This is a genomic window from Bradyrhizobium sp. ERR14 (assembly GCF_014198235.1).
Classification (GTDB): domain Bacteria; phylum Pseudomonadota; class Alphaproteobacteria; order Rhizobiales; family Xanthobacteraceae; genus Bradyrhizobium.
Window position 1 is genome coordinate 318,450 of the sequence record NZ_JACIHD010000001.1, and the last position, 19,696, is coordinate 338,145.

At 61.2% G+C, this 19,696-nt stretch carries 20 protein-coding genes; 12 read left to right on the forward strand and 8 right to left on the reverse strand.

The genetic code is table 11. From position 1 onward, the window contains the following. The first annotated feature begins 315 nt into the window (after nucleotides 1-315). The 4 genes from GGD62_RS01570 to GGD62_RS01585 all read left to right on the forward strand — a co-directional run bounded on the left by GGD62_RS01570 (nucleotide 316) and on the right by GGD62_RS01585 (nucleotide 3,419). Nucleotides 316-921 (forward strand): hypothetical protein, encoded by a 606-nt coding sequence (locus GGD62_RS01570; RefSeq protein WP_183706881.1) that lies wholly within the window; start codon nucleotides 316-318, stop codon nucleotides 919-921. Nucleotides 922-1,351: 430 nt separating this feature from the next. Beyond that, complete coding sequence (locus GGD62_RS01575; protein WP_409333927.1) at nucleotides 1,352-2,458, forward strand: glycosyltransferase; 1,107 nt, start codon at nucleotides 1,352-1,354, stop codon at nucleotides 2,456-2,458. Between the two features lie 93 nt (nucleotides 2,459-2,551). Then, on the forward strand, nucleotides 2,552-2,998 hold the full coding sequence (locus GGD62_RS01580; protein ID WP_246799970.1) for an ABC transporter substrate binding protein: 447 nt from the start codon (nucleotides 2,552-2,554) through the stop codon (nucleotides 2,996-2,998). A 217-nt stretch (nucleotides 2,999-3,215) separates the two neighbouring features. After that, complete coding sequence (locus GGD62_RS01585; RefSeq protein ID WP_183706882.1) at nucleotides 3,216-3,419, forward strand: hypothetical protein; 204 nt, start codon at nucleotides 3,216-3,218, stop codon at nucleotides 3,417-3,419. Between the two features lie 267 nt (nucleotides 3,420-3,686). Here GGD62_RS01585 and GGD62_RS01590 read toward each other — a convergent pair whose 3' ends face one another. Further along, nucleotides 3,687-3,929, reverse strand: a complete 243-nt coding sequence (locus GGD62_RS01590) for a hypothetical protein (RefSeq protein ID WP_051056887.1) — start codon at nucleotides 3,927-3,929, stop codon at nucleotides 3,687-3,689. Between the two features lie 505 nt (nucleotides 3,930-4,434). On the opposite strand from GGD62_RS01590, the gene GGD62_RS01595 reads away from it, so the two are divergent. Further along, nucleotides 4,435-4,830, forward strand: coding sequence for a cupin domain-containing protein (locus GGD62_RS01595; RefSeq protein ID WP_183706883.1), 396 nt, complete (start codon nucleotides 4,435-4,437; stop codon nucleotides 4,828-4,830). Nucleotides 4,831-5,140: 310 nt separating this feature from the next. After that, nucleotides 5,141-5,437: a hypothetical protein gene (locus GGD62_RS01600; protein ID WP_183706884.1), complete on the forward strand. Its 297-nt coding sequence runs from the start codon at nucleotides 5,141-5,143 to the stop codon at nucleotides 5,435-5,437. A gap of 184 nt (nucleotides 5,438-5,621) precedes the next feature. Here GGD62_RS01600 and GGD62_RS01605 read toward each other — a convergent pair whose 3' ends face one another. Then, a complete protein-coding gene (locus GGD62_RS01605) occupies nucleotides 5,622-6,038 on the reverse strand; it encodes an SRPBCC family protein (protein WP_183706885.1) in 417 nt (138 codons plus the stop codon). 281 nt (nucleotides 6,039-6,319) lie between these two features. Here GGD62_RS01605 and GGD62_RS01610 point away from each other — a divergent pair, with 281 nt between their 5' ends. From GGD62_RS01610 to GGD62_RS01630, 5 genes are all read left to right on the forward strand, one after another. Then, nucleotides 6,320-6,586, forward strand: a complete 267-nt coding sequence (locus GGD62_RS01610; RefSeq protein WP_018317469.1) for a hypothetical protein — start codon at nucleotides 6,320-6,322, stop codon at nucleotides 6,584-6,586. A gap of 199 nt (nucleotides 6,587-6,785) precedes the next feature. After that, nucleotides 6,786-7,169, forward strand: coding sequence for a hypothetical protein (locus GGD62_RS01615; RefSeq protein WP_183234094.1), 384 nt, complete (start codon nucleotides 6,786-6,788; stop codon nucleotides 7,167-7,169). Between the two features lie 49 nt (nucleotides 7,170-7,218). Further along, nucleotides 7,219-8,925 carry an HlyD family efflux transporter periplasmic adaptor subunit gene (locus GGD62_RS01620; RefSeq protein WP_246799971.1) on the forward strand — a complete coding sequence of 569 codons (1,707 nt, stop codon included), beginning with the start codon at nucleotides 7,219-7,221 and terminating at the stop codon, nucleotides 8,923-8,925. 7 nt (nucleotides 8,926-8,932) lie between these two features. Continuing rightward, entirely contained in the window at nucleotides 8,933-12,052 is a 3,120-nt protein-coding gene (locus tag GGD62_RS01625) for an efflux RND transporter permease subunit (RefSeq protein ID WP_183234095.1), read from the forward strand. Nucleotides 12,053-12,080: 28 nt separating this feature from the next. Further along, complete coding sequence (locus GGD62_RS01630; RefSeq protein ID WP_246799972.1) at nucleotides 12,081-12,452, forward strand: hypothetical protein; 372 nt, start codon at nucleotides 12,081-12,083, stop codon at nucleotides 12,450-12,452. A gap of 99 nt (nucleotides 12,453-12,551) precedes the next feature. Here GGD62_RS01630 and GGD62_RS01635 read toward each other — a convergent pair whose 3' ends face one another. From GGD62_RS01635 to GGD62_RS01660, 6 genes are all read right to left on the reverse strand, one after another. Then, nucleotides 12,552-12,722 (reverse strand): hypothetical protein, encoded by a 171-nt coding sequence (locus GGD62_RS01635; RefSeq protein ID WP_018322909.1) that lies wholly within the window; start codon nucleotides 12,720-12,722, stop codon nucleotides 12,552-12,554. Further along, nucleotides 12,719-14,119, reverse strand: a complete 1,401-nt coding sequence (locus tag GGD62_RS01640; RefSeq protein WP_183706886.1) for an amidase — start codon at nucleotides 14,117-14,119, stop codon at nucleotides 12,719-12,721. Before GGD62_RS01640 ends, GGD62_RS01635 begins: the two co-directional genes overlap by 4 nt. A 31-nt stretch (nucleotides 14,120-14,150) precedes the next feature. Continuing rightward, complete coding sequence (locus tag GGD62_RS01645) at nucleotides 14,151-15,500, reverse strand: TRAP transporter large permease subunit (RefSeq protein WP_018322911.1); 1,350 nt, start codon at nucleotides 15,498-15,500, stop codon at nucleotides 14,151-14,153. Further along, nucleotides 15,497-16,099 carry a TRAP transporter small permease subunit gene (locus GGD62_RS01650; protein WP_183706887.1) on the reverse strand — a complete coding sequence of 201 codons (603 nt, stop codon included), beginning with the start codon at nucleotides 16,097-16,099 and terminating at the stop codon, nucleotides 15,497-15,499. The genes GGD62_RS01645 and GGD62_RS01650 overlap by 4 nt, the downstream gene beginning before the upstream one ends. Before the next feature lie 113 nt (nucleotides 16,100-16,212). Further along, nucleotides 16,213-17,340: a TRAP transporter substrate-binding protein gene (locus GGD62_RS01655; RefSeq protein ID WP_183706888.1), complete on the reverse strand. Its 1,128-nt coding sequence runs from the start codon at nucleotides 17,338-17,340 to the stop codon at nucleotides 16,213-16,215. Nucleotides 17,341-17,488: 148 nt separating this feature from the next. Beyond that, a complete protein-coding gene (locus GGD62_RS01660) occupies nucleotides 17,489-17,746 on the reverse strand; it encodes a hypothetical protein (protein ID WP_183706889.1) in 258 nt (85 codons plus the stop codon). 207 nt (nucleotides 17,747-17,953) lie between these two features. Here GGD62_RS01660 and GGD62_RS01665 point away from each other — a divergent pair, with 207 nt between their 5' ends. Then, the gene (locus GGD62_RS01665) at nucleotides 17,954-19,576 is read left to right on the forward strand and encodes an ABC-F family ATP-binding cassette domain-containing protein (protein WP_183706890.1); all 1,623 of its coding nucleotides are present in this window, start codon (nucleotides 17,954-17,956) and stop codon (nucleotides 19,574-19,576) included. The last annotated feature ends 120 nt before the right edge of the window (nucleotides 19,577-19,696 follow it).

A 19,696-nucleotide genomic window follows, 5' to 3' on the forward strand; every position in this document is an offset into this window, starting at 1 on the left:
AGTGCTCGCAAGGGCGGAGTCCGGTTGCTGCGCTGAAGCAGCCCTCACGCGTCGGCCCGGCGAGCTCAGCAAGTCACCCGGACCGGAAGCTGACCGAGTTCGTGTATGAACCATTTGAATTGTGATCCCGACCAAGGGTCGGAAGAGGGTTCGGGGAACTAGCGAGAGGCTATCCCCGGCCGCTTCCGACGCCCCAGAAGCGATCAGGCGAATGAAGAAAGCTCTGAGCACAAAATGATGAGCAATCGAGCTATGGAGAAGCGCTCAACCTCCAATGTAAGGCAATTCGGAGTTGATGGTCGAAAGACGCTTCTCTTGCTGCTTCTCCTTTTCGCGATCCCCGCGAACGACTGCTCCGCGCAGACACCGCCGCCGCCGTTCGACGAACATGCGTTCGAGCGCGTGCCGCCGACGGTCGTGAAGAGATTGGCGACCCGCTTTTCGCTAGGCGCATTCGCCGGCCGCTTCGAGGAGACGCGGCTCGGCGCGGTTCGCGAAGCCGTGGGCGAAGGGACCATCCAACACCAGGGAGACGCTGGAGGTAGCATCTATTGGCTGTGTTATAGGCGCGCGCAGCATCGATTATGGGTCGTATCCAGCGGAGAGATAGGCGGCCCGGACCATCTCGTCACAGAGATCGTTGAAGAGCACACCGAGAAAGACGCCGAAACCTCGACCGATTGCGCCATCATCCCGGAAAGGTTCGCGCCCCTCGTCTTCGACGGCAAGCTGCATTTAGGCATGTCGCGTTCGGAGGTAGTCACGGCGCTGGGACCGCCGTCGAAGTCGAAAGCTGCTCAGATGGTGTATTCTCACCACGGAAAGCTCGCAGACGGTTTCGATGAGACCGCATGGCTCATTCTCCGATTTCGTGAGGAAAAGCTCGTGTCCATGCGCGGCGGCAAGACCACGACGAATTGAAGTGGCCGCTAGCAGCGTTCATGCTTCACAGCGTGATGCGAGCGAGTCACGCCCGCTCGCGCAGGATCCCCATCACATAACCCAGCTTCACCACCACCTTTCGGCGAAAGCAAGGTCATCATCCACTTTGGCTACGATGCCCCCGAAGCTGCGCCCGAACTGACCCAAGGTGATGGGCAGCCGGGGCCAATAGTTCGACGTTTGCGGATGCGACTGAATCCGCCTGTCGCCTCATGTCGCCTTTGAAGGGTAGATCGGACTTGCCTAGAGCGGTCCAAATCGACGTGATTGGCCCGTGGGCGACCTCAGCCCAGAGCGCGGCGATGTCCGCTTCCCAGAGATGACCTGACCAAGGTCATGCTGACTGCCGAGCGCAGCTTTTGACCCGTTGCGGACTCGGGGAGTTAAGGAGCGGATTTGATCGGCAGCGTTGAAGGGAGCCGATGAACTACCGGCCATGGAAGCCGGCAGGAACCCATTCAATCCGTATTTTGTTGAACAGATAGATCTCGACGCTTTTTGTAAGTCGGTGGAATCCGACAAAATGAGCTCCGTAGACGTCGTTGTTCCCTGCTTCCGGTACGGGCACTTCCTGCGAGAGTGCGTCGAGAGCGTTTTGACGCAATCCGGTCCCGAATTGCGCGTGCTCATCATCGATGATGCGTCGCCCGACAATACTGCGGAAGTTGCGAAAGAGTTGGTTGGCTCCGATCTCCGCGTCAATTACCGCAGGCACACCTCGAATCAAGGTCTCATCGCTACCGCCAACGAAGGCATCGCCTGGGTGAAGGCCAACTACATGCTTTTGTTGTCTGCGGACGATTACCTGCTGCCCGGTGCCCTCAACAGATCGGCGGATCTGATGGACGATCATCCTTCTGTCGCTTTCACCTTCGGAGGCGCGGTTGTCGTGGATCAACGGGGGGAGCGTTCGCGCCATAGAACAGGAGTGGGATCCAGAACCCACGTTTTGTCCGGACTTGATTTCATTGCGCTTAGCGGCGCAAGAAATATCGTGCTGTCACCCACCGTAGTGGTCCGCACGAGCCTGCAGAAAAGAGTAGGCGGGTATTTGGCTGACTTGCCCTACGCCTCTGACATGGAGATGTGGTTACGGCTCGCCGCACATGGCGACGTGGGGGTCATTGCTGCTGATCAAGCTGTGTATCGATCGCACTCGGCCAATATGTCAAGCGAGCCTTCGCGGGAGCTAGACCTGCTCCAACGCAAGGCGGCGATAGATCACTTCCTGAATAGTTGCGCCGCCAGGTTGACGAACGCTGATGATCTTCGTGCCTGGTTGATCCACATGTCGGCTCTTGAAGCGATCGGCTGCGCAAGCGCCGCCTTCAATGAAGGAGCGATGGAAAGCTCAGCACGCCTTTCTAAGCTTGCGGTGAGTATCGATCCGAGCGTTCAACGAACGCGGCGGTGGTGGTTTCTCGCCTGCAAGAAGGCTCTTGGGTTGCGAGGATGGCTGCTGGTGCGGCCTTCAGTTGAGTGGTTTAGGTCAATCTTCCAGATTCAGCGCCGCTGAGGCTGCTAAAGCGATTGGGCCGTCATATTCGCTTTTGACACCAAAGCTGACCTGTCGAGACATCCGCCGCTCTTAGTCAATCGCGACAACCCAATGCACAGGCTGCTGTTAGCTGAGGAGGTACCAAGCACAGCCCGGAAGCGCGGGGTCGCTCTGTCTATAGTCGAGGCGACTAAGACCGAGGAACTCGACACCGCCTTTGCTTCAGCAGCTGCCCAGCGCGCCGATGCAATGATTGTTTTTGGCGACATTCTGACCATTCGCCAAGCCACACGAGTTGTCGGGCTCGCGGCGGAGTACCATTTGCCCGCGATTTACTTCTTCCGACAATTCGCCGATGGCGGATTGGTCGTCTACGGCCCCGATATAGCCGATCTATTCCGCCGTGCAGGCGGCTACGTCGATAAGATCCTCAAGGGCACCAAGCCTGCCGATCTGCCGGTAGAGCAGCCGACCAAGTTCGAGCTAGTCATCAACATGAAAACGGCCAAAGCGCTCGACCTCACTGTGCCGCCCCTCGTTACTCGTTCGTGCCGATGAGGTGATCGAATAGAGATGGTATTTGCTGCGATGCATGAGTCCGATTTTAGCCCGTAGCTGACCTTCACGACGACGCCTGCTTAGGCCGCTTCTGACCCATATCGGACTTACTGGCGTTCTCAATTTGTATATCCGATGGACTAGGCTTACCCGGTAGGGGAACCGATCTTACCTTTTCCAGTTTGGAGTGGTCGGAAACTTTTCGAGGAGCCGCGCCATGGGAGATCGCCGCAAAAGAGTGAAGCAAACCCGCTCCCTTGAAGAACGAATGGCCGAACAGGCCATTAAGCTCAAAGAGCGGGCCAGCCACTTGCCCGCTGGTGCGGAACGTGAGGGCTTGCTTAAGCGAGTCAGGATTGCTGAGACCGGCGCGCATCTAAGCGATTGGTTGACCTCGCCGGGCTTGCAGCCACCCAAGTAAAGGTTTCGGGAAAACCGTCCAATTTGATACTTAGCGGCATTGACAGAGCACGCGGTGTTTCGATGCTCCAAATGATTTTGATAATGTTCGGGGTCGGGACCGTGCTGGTCGGCAGCATAGTCCTCATATTCGAGTGGCGCGCGCTGGTAGGTTATTGGCGCTAACCCGCAAATCTCCCAATGGACGTGAAGTAAGACCGGACAGAGGCCGCCGAGCTAAGCTTGACCTGTGCGCGCGAGGGCGGCAGAGCGCGCAGGCAGAGCGCTTTCATACATTTCCTTTCCAGATCAGCCATCGGTAGACGCCGAACACGTTGATAAGTGTCACCACCACGTTTTGCACCATCAGCGCATATTCCGCCGTTAGATAGCCGACGACGATCCAGATCACCGATGCACCGCTCAGTACGACGAAGGCCCAGCCGGTAATGAGTGGCCGCGCCCGGGCAGCTAGGATCAGCCCGGCGCCGATCGTGCCGACTGTCGCCACCCAACGCAGGATTTCATCCATGACGCGTGTGCTCCCCGAAAGCCGACGTCGGAGCGTCGCTCCGCGATTTGCCTATACGGACGCAGTCACAGGCAGGCCGCCGGAGTGGACCTTTCCGTCTCGTGCGCCGACCACCGTGCGACCCCCGCCCGAGCGACTTGGCCCCACAGTGGCGGCGGAAGGTCAGGGTACCACTGTGGTGATCCCGTGCGGTATCAACTCCGCTGCGCCGAGTTTCCATCAACCGGCGTGCTGGCACATTGCCCCGGGCTGCCGAAATGAAATCTGAGCCAAGGACTTATCTGCGCAACGAGATGATCGAATGAGCGCGACTTCCGCTGTTGGCCCTTAGCTGACCAATCTCGGCATGTTGCGTGATGGCAGCTTCTGACCCAAAACGGGCATTAATTTGCGCTAGCCACCCGCCTGCAAGTCTTTGGTTGCGCTTCGGCTGAACATCCAGTGTAGTTTGCACACCAAGGCCCTAAGGATAGGCCTGCGGGCCGAAACGCCCAAAGGAGCAGCGATGACGAAGATCAACAGAAGATCAGCGCTATCACTGGGTTTTGCAACCGCTGCGGTGCTCGCGGCGGGAACATCAGCCTCCGCACAAACTAAGCCACCACAAGGCGTAAGCATCCAACCTTGGGGTAAACGCGGGTCGATGATCCCGGGCTACAAAACAGTCTCAATGCGCGATGTCGTTTATCAGCCAGGTGCGAAGACTTCCAACCCGTCCATGCCCAATGACATGGTTTGCCACGTACCCGAGGGCGAACTCCGGGTGAAACAAACCGACGGCATGGAATTTGTTGCGAAGAAGGGTGATGTTTGGACTTGCAAGAAAGGCATCGGCGAAGATCTCGAGAATGTCGGCTCAACTGTCGCGATCATGCGCATTATCGACCTGATACCGGCATGATCATCCGCGCTTCCAGAGTCGGGGATTGATATTCGCCGATACGGAGGATTGCGGAAATTTGGGCTGCCCGAAAGATCGTCGCAGCCAGCGCTCGCGGGGCTGCGACGACCGAGCAGTGGCGACTTCCGCTTTGACCCTCAGCGGACCAATCGCAACATGGTGCGCCACGGCAGCTTTTGACCCTCAGCAGACTTCGTGCGCATCGCGCCCAGTTAGGGAACCAATATCGCAATCGATAAACTTCGATCTGCTCGGCAAGCCCTTCTCTAGGACCTAGCCAGCACAAACTAGGGAGCAAAGGATTGTGGCCATGTACTTCCTCACTGCTTGCCTGATGGTGGTCGTCTTGAGTGCCGCAGTGGCGTACCGTCGAGCTGGATCTCTACCACGAAACCTTCAGGGACGGCTCGACCGTCAGCAGCGGCGTGCGGCGATGTGGCCCGCTATGTGCGCAGGAACTTGCGCACTGGGGCTGCTCGGACTTCACCATGTTCGAGGCTGGCAAGAATCCGGTCCCCTCGAAACGGACTATCTCCTCATGCTTCTCCTGCTTATCACCTCTTTCTTTGGTGGTTGGTTTCTTGGCATCATTGGCTGGATTGATTGACCGCCGACAAGCTGCCATGACCTTGGCATCGTCCTGTTGATGTCCGGTTTTGGCCCGTGGCTGACCTCGGTCGCCGTCTGTCGGATGTCGGCAAGCGACCCTAAGCGGACTAAATTTCCGTCAGGTGCTCCGCGGAAATCCGACCACGCCCGTCAGGGCCGCCTTCTCCTGCCTACACACGACGTCACGACTTATTCTGCTTTGCCTCCACATATCGCGCGAAGCTGTCGAGGATCGCCTGCCAACCGCTTTGCTGCTGCTCGACCGAGTGCGTCGGTTCGCTGTCGAAGACGACGCGGACGACAACGGCTTTTGGGCCGGGCACGAACTCGACTTCGGCCTTTCGATCGCCGAACGCGTATTCGATCCGCTTGTGTTCAACGATCTTCGTGTAGGTGCCGGCGAAGTCGAAACCCATGCTGCCGTCCTTGGCTTCCATGCGCGACGAGAAGGCGCCGCCGTCACGCAGGTCAACCGTAGCCCTGGTCGTATGCCAGTCGTCGGAGGCGGCGTTCCACTTCACGATGTCGGCAGGTGTCGTATAGGCACGCCAGACCTGATCGACGGGGGCGGCTACGTTGGTCTCGACGGTAATTCTCATGGGCATTGCTCCAGGTTCGTTTTGACGGCTTGAGGTGATGACATCACTTCACGTGCACGGGTCCATACACGGCCCTTCCGAGCAGTGTCCACCGGAGGACGATCGAGACTGGCCCATGCCGACATGGTGGCGCCGTTGATGCGTAAAAAATACGAAAGGGGAGTCACCAGAACGCCTTTGGGCCATCCGCGACCGATGCCTGAAACGGTAATTGCTCTCGACGGTCGAGGAACGGCCTCCGGCGCAGCTTGTTGGTCCGCCAAGCACCAGGAGGCGTGACTATGGAACGCATCAGCAAGGGCCAGATCCTCCTGCTCGCCGTTTTGGCCATGATCCTGATCTTGACCGGTGTCTGGGCCGTTTCGGTATGGAATGCCAGCAGCGGGGTCGAGATCGGCAGGCACGGCTGGATCGCGCTAGGCCTTGGCACATTTTTCTCCTTGCTGATCGGATGCGGACTGATGGCGCTGATGTTCTTCAGCAGCCGCAGCGGTCACGATGACAGCGCCGATCCCTTCCGGCACAAGCAAGACAAATCGGCCGAGTGATGTTCGAGGCCGCTTCTGGCCGCACGCGGCGCTGGCGGCCTCGGATTGAGCCGAGAGATGATGGACCGAGACGCCGGCAAGCTCTCGCCGATGGACGATGCGCGCGCACCGTCGCCTTGAAATCGCGGCGCGGATGGCCTAGGTCTTTGCCGTGCAGCACGGTGTTGTCCAACGACTTCGTCAACTCGCCAGAACGGCCATGTTCGTGGCGATATGGGCCTTTGTGATTCAGGTGACCCTGATCTCGGTTTCGCAGGTGCAGGCGGCCGTTGGCGCGATGCCTGCACCTTCGGTCACGTTAAGTGGTTCCCTGCATTTTCACGATCAGCTGGCGGGCCATGTGCATTCCCATGGCGGTGACGACGCCGAAGGCCACGTTCATGATGGGCCCGATCACGACGACGAGGGCGCTCCAGGCGTGGTTTGGGACATGTTTGGCACCTCCATCGCCTCACCGCAGTTCATCGACCTGCTCGGTTCCTTTGAAGTGCTCGGCGCTGTCGAACTGCCGGTTGCGCGGGTCATTATCGGGGTAAGTCCCGAGGCACTCATCCGGCCACCAAGTACCTTCAGCATCGCGTGATCCCGGCGGCCCTCGGCCGCCGCCTTTTGCATGTCTGAAGGATCTTTCCATGTTCATGAATCAGCGCTGCCCGAAAGGGCGGCCAACAACTCTTTGGCTGGCTGGTCTTGGCTGGTTGGCAAGCCTGTTCTTTGGTCTATCAGGCGCCTTTGCCCATGAGGGGCACGATCACGGCGATGCTGACAAACCGGCGGCTGTCTCATCAGCCTATCCGAGGGTTGTCGCGCGCTCCGAGCTTTATGAGATCGTCGGCATCGTGAAAGACGGCAAGCTTTCCGTTTTCATTGACGATGCAGTTACGAACGAACCGGTTTCGGATGCTGGCTTGCAAGTCACGATCGGCGATTCCGCCCCAATCGAGGCTCCAAGCAACGGAGAGGGTATCTACACGGCGACGATCCCGAATGGCACACCGCCTGGATCGGTTGATGTCATCTTCTCGGTTAGCGCCAGGAAGGGGAATGATCTGCTGGTCGACTCCTTCATACGGACGCGTGCCGGCGATGCCCGACTCCCGCAACAGAAGCATGAGCGTGGCTGGCTTTTCTCAAGCCGAACTGCCATCGCTGCCTCCGCGCTAGCTGCCTTGGGTCTCGGCCTTCTCTTCGCCTATTGGAGGCGACGTGGCCGCAGCATGGCCGCTTCCATTTCCGCCGCGATGGCAGGGGCTTTCGTCGTTCTGGCTGCCATCATGTTCGGCGAGGGCCGGACGAACCCAACGCCACCGAATCCGCCGGATGCTCCCGCACTGAGCGATGCGCCGCGGCGCCTGCAAGACGGCACCGTCTTCGCGGCCAAGCCGACGCAGCGGTTACTCGATGTACGGACCGCCGCAGCCGAGCCGCAGACGATTCATCCCGCGGTCACGCTGATCGGCCGCGTCATGGCCGACCCCAACCGGAGCAGCATCGTGCAGAGCGTCTACGGGGGCCGCGTCGTTCCGAGCAATGGAGGCATACCTCGCATTGGACAGACCGTTCGCAAGGGCGATCTGCTCATCCAGATCGAGCCGCATCTGCCGGTCGCAGACCGCACGACGATCCTCGAGAAGGTGGGTGAGATCGAACAGTTGATGGCGGTCACGGAAAACAAGCTGCGACGGCTGAGGCCGTTGGCCGAACGCGGCGCGGTACCGCAAGGGCAGGTCAACGACCTCGAAAGTGAATTGGAGGGTCTGCGGGCGCGCCGCGAAACGGTCCGAAATTCCCGCACCGGCTTCGAGGAGCTGCGGGCATCAACCGACGGCATCATCACCTCCGCCAAGGTCGTGCCGGGCCAGGTCATTCAGCCGCAAGACATCCTGTTTCAGATCGCGGACCCAAGGAGCCTTTGGGTCGAGGCATTGGCCTATGACGATATCGGTTTGAAGCAGCCGGAAGCTGCAACGGCGATGGCCCCGAATGGGCAGCAGATTGCGCTGACCTTCGTTGGAACGAGCCGGGCCCTGCGCCAACACGCATCCGTCGTTCAGTTTGCGATGCCCGAGCCGCCAACGGGCCTCAATATCGGTCAGCCGCTCAATGTGATGGTCCAGACCGGCGCACCCGTAACGGGCCTGCTCTTTCCGCGCAATGCCGTCGTTCGGAGCGGTAACGGCGAGAATATCGTCTGGCAGCACTCCGGACCCGAGCGCTTCGAGCCGAAGCCCGTTCGCGTGCTGCCGGTCGACGCGGCCCACGTGATTGTGGCGGTCGGCCTCAACGAGGGCGAACGCATCGTCGTTCGCGGCACCGACCTCATCAACCAGATCCGGTAGACCGCTCATGTTCAAGCTCATCGTGCAAGCAAGTCTGCGCAATCGCCTGTTCGTGCTGGCAGTAGCCGCCGTGCTGGTCGGCTACGGCCTGTTTGTCCTGCCGAGCGTTTCTGTTGACGTCCTGCCGGATATCAATCGCCCGACCGTCAACATTCTGACCGAGGCAGAGGGACTGGCGCCCCAGGAGGTCGAACAGCTGGTGACGTTTCCGATCGAGACGTCGATGAACGGCATGCCCGGCGTGATCCGGGTGCGCTCGGTCTCGGGCGTTGGGCTATCAGTCGTCTATGTCGAATTCGACTGGGGTATCGACGTTTACCGCGCCCGGCAATTCGTCTCGGAGCGGCTGGCGCTGATCCGCGAACAATTGCCCTCTTCGGTCAATCCCCAGATGGGGCCGGTGACGTCGATCATGGGCGAGATCATGCTCATCGCGCTGACGAGCGATGGCACAGCTTCGCCCATGGAAGTGCGCGAGATCGCCGACTTCGTCGTCAGGCCGCAGCTCCTTGCCATTCCCGGTGTCGCCCAGGTGATACCCATCGGCGGCGAGGTCCGGCAATACCGGGTGACGCCGAACGTTGCGACGATGCAGGCGCTCGGCGTCACTCACGACCAAATCGAGCAGGCGGTCGCAAAGTTCGGCACCAACAGCGGCGGCGGCTTTGTTGACCAGCATGGCCGCGAATATTTGATCCGCAATGTCGGACTCACCAGGAAAATCGAGGACCTCGGCAACACCGTCGTTGCCACCCGCGACCGGCAACCGATCCTGCTGAAGCAGGTCTCCGCCGTTGATTTCGCCGCGCGCACCAAGCGGGGCGACGCCGGCTACAATGGCAAGCCCGCCGTCATCGTCAGCGTCATGAAGCAGCCAGCCGCGGATACCGTGGCATTGACGCGCAACATTGAAGCCGTGCTCAGGGACCTGCAACGCACCATGCGCAGTGGGATTAACGTCACCAACGTGCAATTCCGCCAGGCCACCTTCATCGAGACATCGATAAGCAACGTTGAGCGCGTTCTGGTCGAGGCCGCCATCGTGGTCGCCATGGTCCTGTTCGTCTTCCTGATGAACGGACGCGCCGCGCTCGTTTCGCTGACGGCTATTCCAATCTCGATCCTCGTGACGATCCTGGTGTTCCGCGCCTTCGGGCTCACGATCAACACGATGACGCTGGGTGGCCTTGCCATCGCCATCGGCGAACTGGTCGACGATGCCGTGGTGGATGTTGAAAACATCCTGCGGCGCTTGCGGGAGAACGCCGCGTCGAGCACGCCGCGTCATGTTCTGGACGTGATCTCCGGGGCGAGCCAGGAGGTTCGTTCCAGCATCGTCTATGCAACGATGATCATCGTTCTCGTCTTTGTGCCGCTATTCGCCCTGCCGGGCATCGAAGGACGGCTGTTCACGCCGCTTGGTGTGGCCTATGTGGTCTCGATCCTCGCTTCGCTGCTGACGTCGATCACGGTGACGCCGGTTCTGTCCTACTATCTGCTTTCGGGGCGGACCCATTCAGGCGACCGCGAAAGCCTTGTTGTCACCAGGCTGAAGCAGGCCAATCGGCTGGTGCTCGGATGGGCTTTCGAGCGGCCGGGTCTCGTGCTGAGCTCAGTCGCGGCGGCGGTCGTCGTGGCAGGCTACGCCGCGAGCCAGATGCCCCGCAGTTTTCTTCCCCCCTTCAATGAAGGGACGCTGGTGCTGTCGCTGCAATTCAATCCGGGAATCTCGCTCGCGGAGTCGAACCGTCTTGGACTCCTGGCTGAGCAGTTGCTCGCAAAGGTGCCCGAGGTGAAATCGGTCGGGCGCCGCACCGGCCGCGCGGAGCTCGATGAGCACGCCGAAGGCGTGCACTACAGCGAGATCGATGTCGATCTCGTTTCGTCCGGCCGGCAGAAGGTGGACATTTATGCGAGCATCCGAGAGGCCCTGTCCGCGCTGCCGGCGGCGGTCACCATCGGACAGCCGATCAGCCACCGCCTGGATCATCTCCAGTCGGGTATTCGTGCCCAGATCGTGCTCAAGATCTTTGGACAGGACATCGAGATGTTGCGCCGCCTGTCCGAAACCGTGCGGCAACGTCTATCGGCGATCCCCGGTCTGGTCGATCTCCAGGTCGAAAAGCAGGTGCTCATTCCGCAGGTGCGGGTTCAGGTCGACCATGCTCGCGCCGCACTTCATGGCCTGACGCCGGCCGCGATCATCCAGGCACTCGACACGCTTTCCAATGGCCGGAAGGTCTCCCAGATCGTCGACGGTAACCGCCGCTTCGACGTCGTCATGCGCCTGTCGGAGCAAGACCGTTCGACAACCGGGCTGCAAAACCTGCTCATTCCGACGGGCCTGGAATTCGTTCCGCTGAGCGCTTTAGCTGAAGTCGTCGAGACAGATGGACCGAACCAGATTCAGCGGGAGGGAACCCAGCGCAGGATCGTCGTCTACGGCAATGGGGACGGGCGCCGCGACATCGCCGATATCGCTGCCGACATCCAGAAGGCGGTTCGGGAGCTCGATTTTCCGCAAGGCTACACCACCAACCTCGAAGGTGCCTTTCAAGCCCAGCAGCAGGCCTCGTGGCGCATCGGCATTCTGTCGCTGGCATCCCTGACCCTGATCTTCATCGTCCTCTACAGTCGTTACCGATCAACCGCTCTGTCGCTGATCATCATGGGCGGCATACCGCTCGCCCTGATCGGCAGCGTTGCGGCGCTGAAGATCTCCGGCCAACCCTTGTCGGTTGCGTCGATGATCGGCTTCATCACGCTTGCCGGCATTTCGGCGCGTAATGGGATCCTGAAGATCTCGCACTACATCAATCTCGCCATTCATGAGGGGGAGCGTTTTGGAACCGGGCTTGTCGTTCGCGGCAGCATGGAGCGCCTCAGCCCCGTTCTGATGACGGCGCTCTGCGCAGGACTTGCCCTGACGCCGCTTTTGATCGGCGCGGATCAACCGGGCAGGGAAATCCTGCACCCCGTGGCCGTGACGATCTTCGGCGGCCTGCTCAGCGCCACGATCCTCGACACCATCGTGACCCCAATTTTGTTTCTGATGTTCGGCCAGCCGCCGTTGGACCGCCTGGCGGCCGGACATGCCGCAACCTTCACCCCCGCGGAAGCCTATTGAACTCCGCACAAGCCCCGAGGAGCTACCGATGAGAAAATATGCGTTCCTTGCCTTGATCGCTGTGATCGCCGCTGCCCCGAGTTCTGCCACGGCGCAGGCTAAAGGCAGCAACGGCGGTCCCGTCGTCAAGTCGCAAGGACATCCGATCGAGTTTGTCCGCAAGGGCACGGAAATTGTCTTTTATGTGGGCGACGACGATGGTTCTCCGCTGTCGACCAAGGACATGCGGGGGCGCGCAACGATTCAGGACGGCGGCAAGACCGTCACCGTTCCGCTCGCGCCGGCCAACCCCAACCTGATGGCGGGAAAGCTGCAGGCCGAGCTGTCGCCAAAGGCCATTGTGGTGTTTTCCGCGAGTTTGCACGGTCATTCGCTGACGGCGAGATACACCGTGGAATAGTTGGCGCGCAATAGGTGGCCATGATGCAGGCCGATGGCCTGCAAGCGCCTGGATTTCTGGTGAATCGATGGAGACGCGGCGGTCTTGCCAGCCCGGCAGTCAGCGAAGCCCGCCGTTCGTCCGCAGGGATCGCACGAAATCGATCACTGCCAGAATCATGACGCTGACAACAATGATGATGAGCGGGATGGCCTTGATCCAAACCACCAGGATTCCAAGAAATGTCACCACGAGCGCGAGGCCGATGAGTCCGGTGATCGCATTGGTCATCGCACGTTCCTTTTCTCCGCACCGGGAGCCGATTTCGCCCCGGCGCTCGCGAGTTTGCGCCGAGTGCCACGACCGGTGCGTCCGATGGTCCTGACAAGCCAGTGCGCCGTGCGCAGGAGGCGGGCATCGTTGTCGCGGCGGCCGACGAGCTGAACGCCGAGCGGAAGGCCGGTTTCGGAGCTCATCAACGGCAGGCTGATGGCGGGCACGCCGAGATAGGTCCAAAGCGTGCAGAAAATCGGGTTGCCCGTCGTCTCAATTCCGGGCGCCGGGCCCGGCGCTGCGGGCGTCAGGATCGCGTCATATTCGTCAAAGATATGGTCCAGCGCCTGATTGAGCGGCGCAATGCCGGACAGTGCGTTGCGATAATCCAGCGCGAGATGCGTGCGGCCGCGCTCGATCGCCTGACGCAGCGGTGTGCTCAGCCTGTCGGCGCCCCGCTGGTAGTCGCGCCGCAGATTGTGCGCCATATCGACTTCCATGATGATGCGGTGCATATCGACGGCCATGTCGAAGCTGGGCCCAAGCTCGACTTCGCTCGAGGCGTCACCCAAAACCTCGACGAGCTCGGCAAAGGCATCATGCGTCACCGGCTCGGCCTGATCCCAGACCGGAGAGCGTACGAAGGCAAATCGCGGCGGTAACGGCGGCTCGCTCGCCGCGACCGTGGAGAATGGCGGACACGCAACAGACCGGGTGTCCGGATCCTCCTGGTCGAAGCCGGCGAGGGCCTCGGCGAGCAGGGCCACGTCCTCGACGCTGCGCCCAAACACGCCGACATGATCGAGCGTGCGCGACAATTCAAGCGCGCCGGTGCGCGGAATGATGCCGTGCGTGGGCTTGAAACCGACCACGCCGCAGAAGGCGGCAGGACGGATTACCGAGCCGTTGGTCTGCGAGCCGATGGCACCTGGCACCATCAGCGCCGCAACGGCCGCGGCGGAGCCCGAGGACGATCCGCCGGGCGTGTGAGCCGTGTCGTGCGGATTTCGGGTCTTGCCGGGATTGTAGTACGCGTACTCGGTGGTCACCGTCTTGCCGAGGATCACAGCGCCAGCCGCCCGCAGACGCGCCACGGCCGCCGCATCGCGGCGCGGCGTGCGTCCGGTCCACAGATCTGAGCCGAATTCCGTCGGCATGTCGCCGGTGTCGAAGATATCCTTGATGCCGACGGGCACGCCATGCAGCGGGCCTAAAGCCTTGCCGTGCTTGCGATGATCGTCGGCTGCCTCTGCCTGCCGCATCGCGTGGTCGGGATCGAGGAATGCCCACGCATGGATATCGCGATCGACCTCATCGATGCGCCTGAGGCAGTCGCCGACAAGCTCGGTCGAACTGAGGCGGCCATCGCGGATGCCGGTCGCAGCTTCCGTGAGACCGAGCGCGTTGAGACTCATGCGCCGACTTTCTGCGGTTTACCGGGTCCGCTCATCGGGATCCATAGAGATAGGTGGGCAGCCACAATGCGATCTCCGGGAAGATGTAAACCAACGCCATGGTGAGGAAGACGAGGCCGACAAAGGGAAGCGCGCCGGAGAAGATGTCGGTTAGCTTCACCTGAGGCGGCGCCACGCCCTTCAGATAGAAGGCGGCCATCGCGACCGGCGGCGTGTTGAACGCCGTCTGCGTGTTCAGTGCCACCAGGATGCCGAAGAAGATCGGATCGATGCCGTACTGGGGAAGCAGCGGCAGGAAAATCGGCACGAAGATGATGATGATCTCGGTCCATTCCAGTGGCCAACCGAGCAGAAAGATGATCAGCTGGGTCAGCAGCAGGAACTGGATCGGCGAAAGGTCCATCGAGGTGAAGAACTGCTCCACCACCGACTGTCCGCCAAGGACGGCAAACACCGCGGAAAACGTCCACGACCCGATGAACAGGTAGCAAACCATCGCGGTGGCGCGCACGGTCAGATACACGGATTCGCGCAGCATCTCGTAGTTGAGCGAACGATAGGCGGCCGCCAGAACCATGCTCATGAGGGCACCCACCGCGGCCGCCTCGGATGGCGTTGCCAAGCCAAACAGAATCGCGCCGAGCACCGAAACGATAAGCAACGCAAGTGGCAGGAATGACGTGGCAAGTGCCCAGACGACCTTGGACGTCGGCACGTCGGTCTGCTCGCGCGGCAGCTTCGGCGCGAGCGCGGGATTGATGATCGCGCGGGTCATCGCATAGAGGACGTAGAAGCCAGCGAGCAAGAATCCCGGAAAGAACGCGGCCGCATAAAGCTTGACCGCTGAAACGCCGGCGGTCGCCGCATAGACAATCAGGAGAATGCTCGGCGGAATCAGGATGCCGAGGCAGCCACCGGCGCAGACCACGCCTGCCGACAGCTTGGTGTCGTAGCCCGCTCGCAACATCGCGGGCAGGGCCAGCAGGCCCATCAGCGTGACAACGGCGCCGACAATGCCGGTGGCGGTCGCGAACATCGCGCAGGTGATCAGCGTGGCCACCGCAAGCGCGCCCGGCACGTTCTTCATCGACAATTGCAGCGAGTAGAACAGGCGGTCGAGAATGTTTGCGCGCTCGACCAGATAGCCCATGAACAGGAAGAGCGGAACCGCAACCAGAACGTCGCTGGACGTGACCTCGAACGTCTTCTGCACCAGCAGCGTGAAGATGCGATTCTGGAAGAAGTCCTGACCGGGGGTGTAGTAGGCATAGTAGCCGAACGAGACGCCCATCGCCATCAGCGTGAAGGCTATCGGGAATCCGAGCATGATGATGAAGATGAAGAGGCCCAACATCAGCATGCCGAGTTGAGGATCGGTCATGCGCCTGGTCCCTTCTCGCGCTGCGGCTCAACCGCCTGCTGCTGATGCTCGCGGATGACGAGGCTCTCGGTTTCTTCCACGTCGTGCAGGCGTTGCGGCCATCGGCCGGTGCGGATGCAAAGCACACAGCGAATGATTTCGGCGATCCCTTGCAGGAACAGAAGGAAGCCGGTGAGCGGGATCAGCGCCTTCAGCGGAAACACCGGCACGCCGGCCGGACTGAAGATGCTGACCTCGCGGAACCGCACCGACATATGGGCGTAATTCCAGCCCGCATACATCAGCGCCCCGATCGCCGGCAGGAAGAACAGGATATACAGGACGAGGTCCATCGTTGCCTGGGTGCGCGGCGACCAGAGGCGGTAGACCACGTCGGCGCGGACATGGCCGTTGCGCGAGAGCGTATATGCGCCGGCCATCAGAAACATCGCGCCATAGGTGATGTAGCTGATGTCGAAAGCCCAAGTGGTCGGCGCACGCAGCACGTAGCGCACGAACACCTCGTAGCTGACACCCAGCGTAAGGACGAGAATCAGCCATGCAAACGCCTTGCCGACCCACGTGCTCAGCTCGTCGATGAAGAACAGAAATTTCGTCATGCGAGCCGAACTCGCTGCGAGCAATACATCCGGACGTCCCCCTAATTCGTGGGCGGCGCTTCGATCGCGCCGCCCCTCTATACGGCCTCACGCCAATCGCGCCGCGACAGCCCTCAGACCTTGAGCACGCCAGGAAAGTGATGCTCGAAGGCGCCGCGGTAGTCCGTCGCGTTATTCGTGTTGTAGTAGACCACGCGGCGCACCCATTCCTTCTGCGAGTCCATGACTTTCTTCATGAACGGATCCGAGCCGAGCTGGGCGATCAGACCGTCCCACGCCTTGATCTGCGCGTCGAACACCGACTTCGGCGTCCGCGCGACGTTGACCTTGTCCTTGTTAATCAGCTCCTGCAGGTCCTTCGAATAATAATCCATGGCTTTCCATTCGTTGGCGGAGGACACAGCTTCGGCTGCGTATTGCAGGATCGCCTGCTGTTCCTTCGGCAGCGCGTTGAATTTCGTCCGGTTGAACATGATCTCGAAATATTCCGTCGCCTGATGATGGCTGCCCATCATGTAGTTCTTGGCGACATCCTGCGCGCCGAAGCGCCGGTCCGAGGTCGGATTGTTGAATTCGAACCCGTCGATCACGCCGCGCTCCATCGCGGGCACGATCTCGCCACCGGGTAGCTGCGCGACGGATGCACCCATCGCCTGGAAGAGATCGGCGGCCAGGCCCACCGTGCGATACTTCAAGCCCTTGAGGTCATCCGCGCTGGTGATGGGCTTCTTGAACCAACCGAGCGGCTGGGTCGGCATCGGCATGGCGAAGAAGCTCTTGATGTTGACGTTCATGATCTTGGTCTGGAGCTCCTCAAACAGCTCCTTGCCGCCGCCGTTGTGGATCCAGCCGAGGCCTTCGTTGGCGTTGAAGCCGAACACGGGGCCTGTACCGAACAGCGAGGCGGCCTTGTGCTTGCCGTACCAGTAGACAGTGACCGTGTGTGCGGCGTCGATCTGGCCGCCATGAACGCCATCGAATACCTGGAACGGATGCACGACCGAGCCGCCGACCAGATAGTCGATGCGCAGTCGACCTCCGGCCATCTCGTTGACGCGCTTCACATAGTCTTCGGCCATTTCGTTGAAGACATCGGCCTTGCCCCACGAGCCCTGCATCTTCAGGGTCGCCGTTTGCGCGCGGCTGACTTGCGGCATGGCGATGGTGGCAGCGCCGGCGGCGCCGGCCGTCAGCAAGAATCTGCGACGAGTGGTTCTGGTCTTTTCAGACTTTACAGTCATGGACGTCCTCCCTGGCGGCTTCGTTGTTCGAACGCGTTTCGGTGCGCGTCGATAACCGCTGGAGGTAGGCCGCATTCCAGCGACTTTGATCGAAGTTTGGACGTATTGCCGGCATCCGACAAGCTACCCGATGTCGCATTCCTTAGTCTTAGGCGATCCCATTCGAGCGTTCAGTAGTGAGATACTCACGGGCCTGTCGCGGCGCAGCAAAGATGAAGGCGAACGTCTGCATCGCGGCGTTCGCATGTTGAGTCTCGACAGGAATGTTGTGGCCGAGCCGGCTGACCGTCACGAGACCATGCCAACTCCAGTCGCCGGATGTGTGGAAGTCATCTAGACCACGGCATAGGCCAATGACCTTCCAAAGATCGGAGGAGGCGGAAACGATCGGCGCAAGCTCCCGCATGATGTGGAGCACAAGCCGCGAGTGACAGCGGGGCTGGCCGCCAGCAGCCCGCTCCTGGGCTGTCGGTCGCGGTTTAGTTGCCGTGAGCGGTCGGGCCCCTGACATGAGGCGGTATCGGCCTAGTCCGATTTCGTACCCCGCCGGGCTTCCCCTCCGCGCCGGCATGCCCTATGACGCTGCAACGCAAAAATCCCCCAAAAGACAGTCATGATCCGCCTCGACAACGTCAGCAAGCAAGCCGGCCACCAGATCCTTTTCATTGAAGCCTCCGCGGCCCTCAACAAGGGGGAGAAGATCGGCCTGGTCGGGCCGAACGGCGCCGGCAAGACCACGCTGTTCCGGATGATCGCCGGTGAGGAACTGCCCGACGAGGGGCAGGTTTCGACCGATCGCGGTATCACCATCGGCTATTTCAACCAGGACGTCGGCGAGATGTCGGGCCGCAGCGCCGTGGCCGAGGTAATGGACGGGGCCGGCCCCGTCAGCGAGGTCGCGGCCGAGCTGCGCGAGCTCGAGGCCGCCATGGCCGATCCTGACAAAGCCGACCAGATGGACGAGATCATCACCCGCTACGGCGAGGTGCAGCACCGTTTCGAGGAGCTCGACGGCTACGCGCTCGACGGCCGCGCGCGCGAAGCGCTGTCCGGCCTCGGCTTCAGCCAGGAGATGATGGACGGCGACGTCGGAAAACTCTCCGGCGGCTGGAAGATGCGCGTAGCGCTGGCGCGTATTCTTTTGATGCGCCCGGACGTGATGCTGCTCGACGAGCCGAGCAACCATCTCGACCTCGAAAGCCTGATCTGGCTGGAAAAATTCCTGCACGATTACGAAGGCACGCTGCTGATGACTTCGCATGACCGCGAGTTCATCAACCGCGTGATCTCAAAAGTGATCGAGATCGATAGCGGCTCGCTCACCACCTATACCGGCGACTACGAATTCTACGAGCAGCAGCGCGCGCAGAACGAGAAGCAGCAGCAGGCGCAGTTCGAGCGCCAGCAGGCGATGCTCGCCAAGGAAATCAAGTTCATCGAGCGCTTCAAGGCGCGGGCCTCGCATGCCGCCCAGGTGCAGAGCCGGGTGAAGAAGCTCGACAAGATCGAGCGGGTCGAGCCGCCGCGCCGCCGCCAGAGCGTGGCATTCGATTTTCCGCCGGCACCGCGTTCGGGCGAGGACGTCGTGGCGCTCAAGAACGTGCACAAGGGCTACGGAGCCAAGCGCATCTATGACGGGCTCGATTTCATGATCCGGCGCAGGGAGCGCTGGTGCGTGATGGGCGTCAACGGCGCCGGCAAGTCGACGCTGCTCAAGCTCGTTGCGGGCGCGAGCGAGCCGGACCAGGGCACGGTGACGGTCGGCGGCAGCGTGAAGATGGGCTATTTCGCCCAGCACGCGATGGACCTGCTTGACGGCGAGCAGACGGTGTTTCAATCGCTCGAATACGCGTTTCCGACCGCGGGACAGGGAAGCCTGCGCGCGCTCGCCGGCTGCTTCGGCTTCTCCGGCGACGACGTCGAGAAGCGCTGCCGCGTGCTGTCAGGCGGCGAGAAGGCGCGGCTGGTGATGGCCAAGATGCTGTTCGACCCGCCGAACTTCCTGGTGCTGGACGAGCCGACCAACCATCTCGACCTCGCCACCAAGGAGATGCTGATCACGGCGCTTTCCGATTTCGAGGGCACCATGCTGTTCGTCTCGCATGACCGGCATTTTCTGGCGACATTGTCGAACCGGGTGCTGGAGCTGACGCCGGAAGGCATCCATCAGTTCGGCGGCGGCTACACGGAATATGTTGCGCGCACCGGGCAGGAGGCGCCGGGGTTGCGGTCGTAATTGGGGGGCGGGTAGCCCGGATGGAGCGCAGCGCAATCCGGGATTCGTGCCACACGGGCAGTCGTGCGATGCGGATGGTCGCCCCGGATTACGCTTCGCTCCATCCAGGCTACGAAGTGC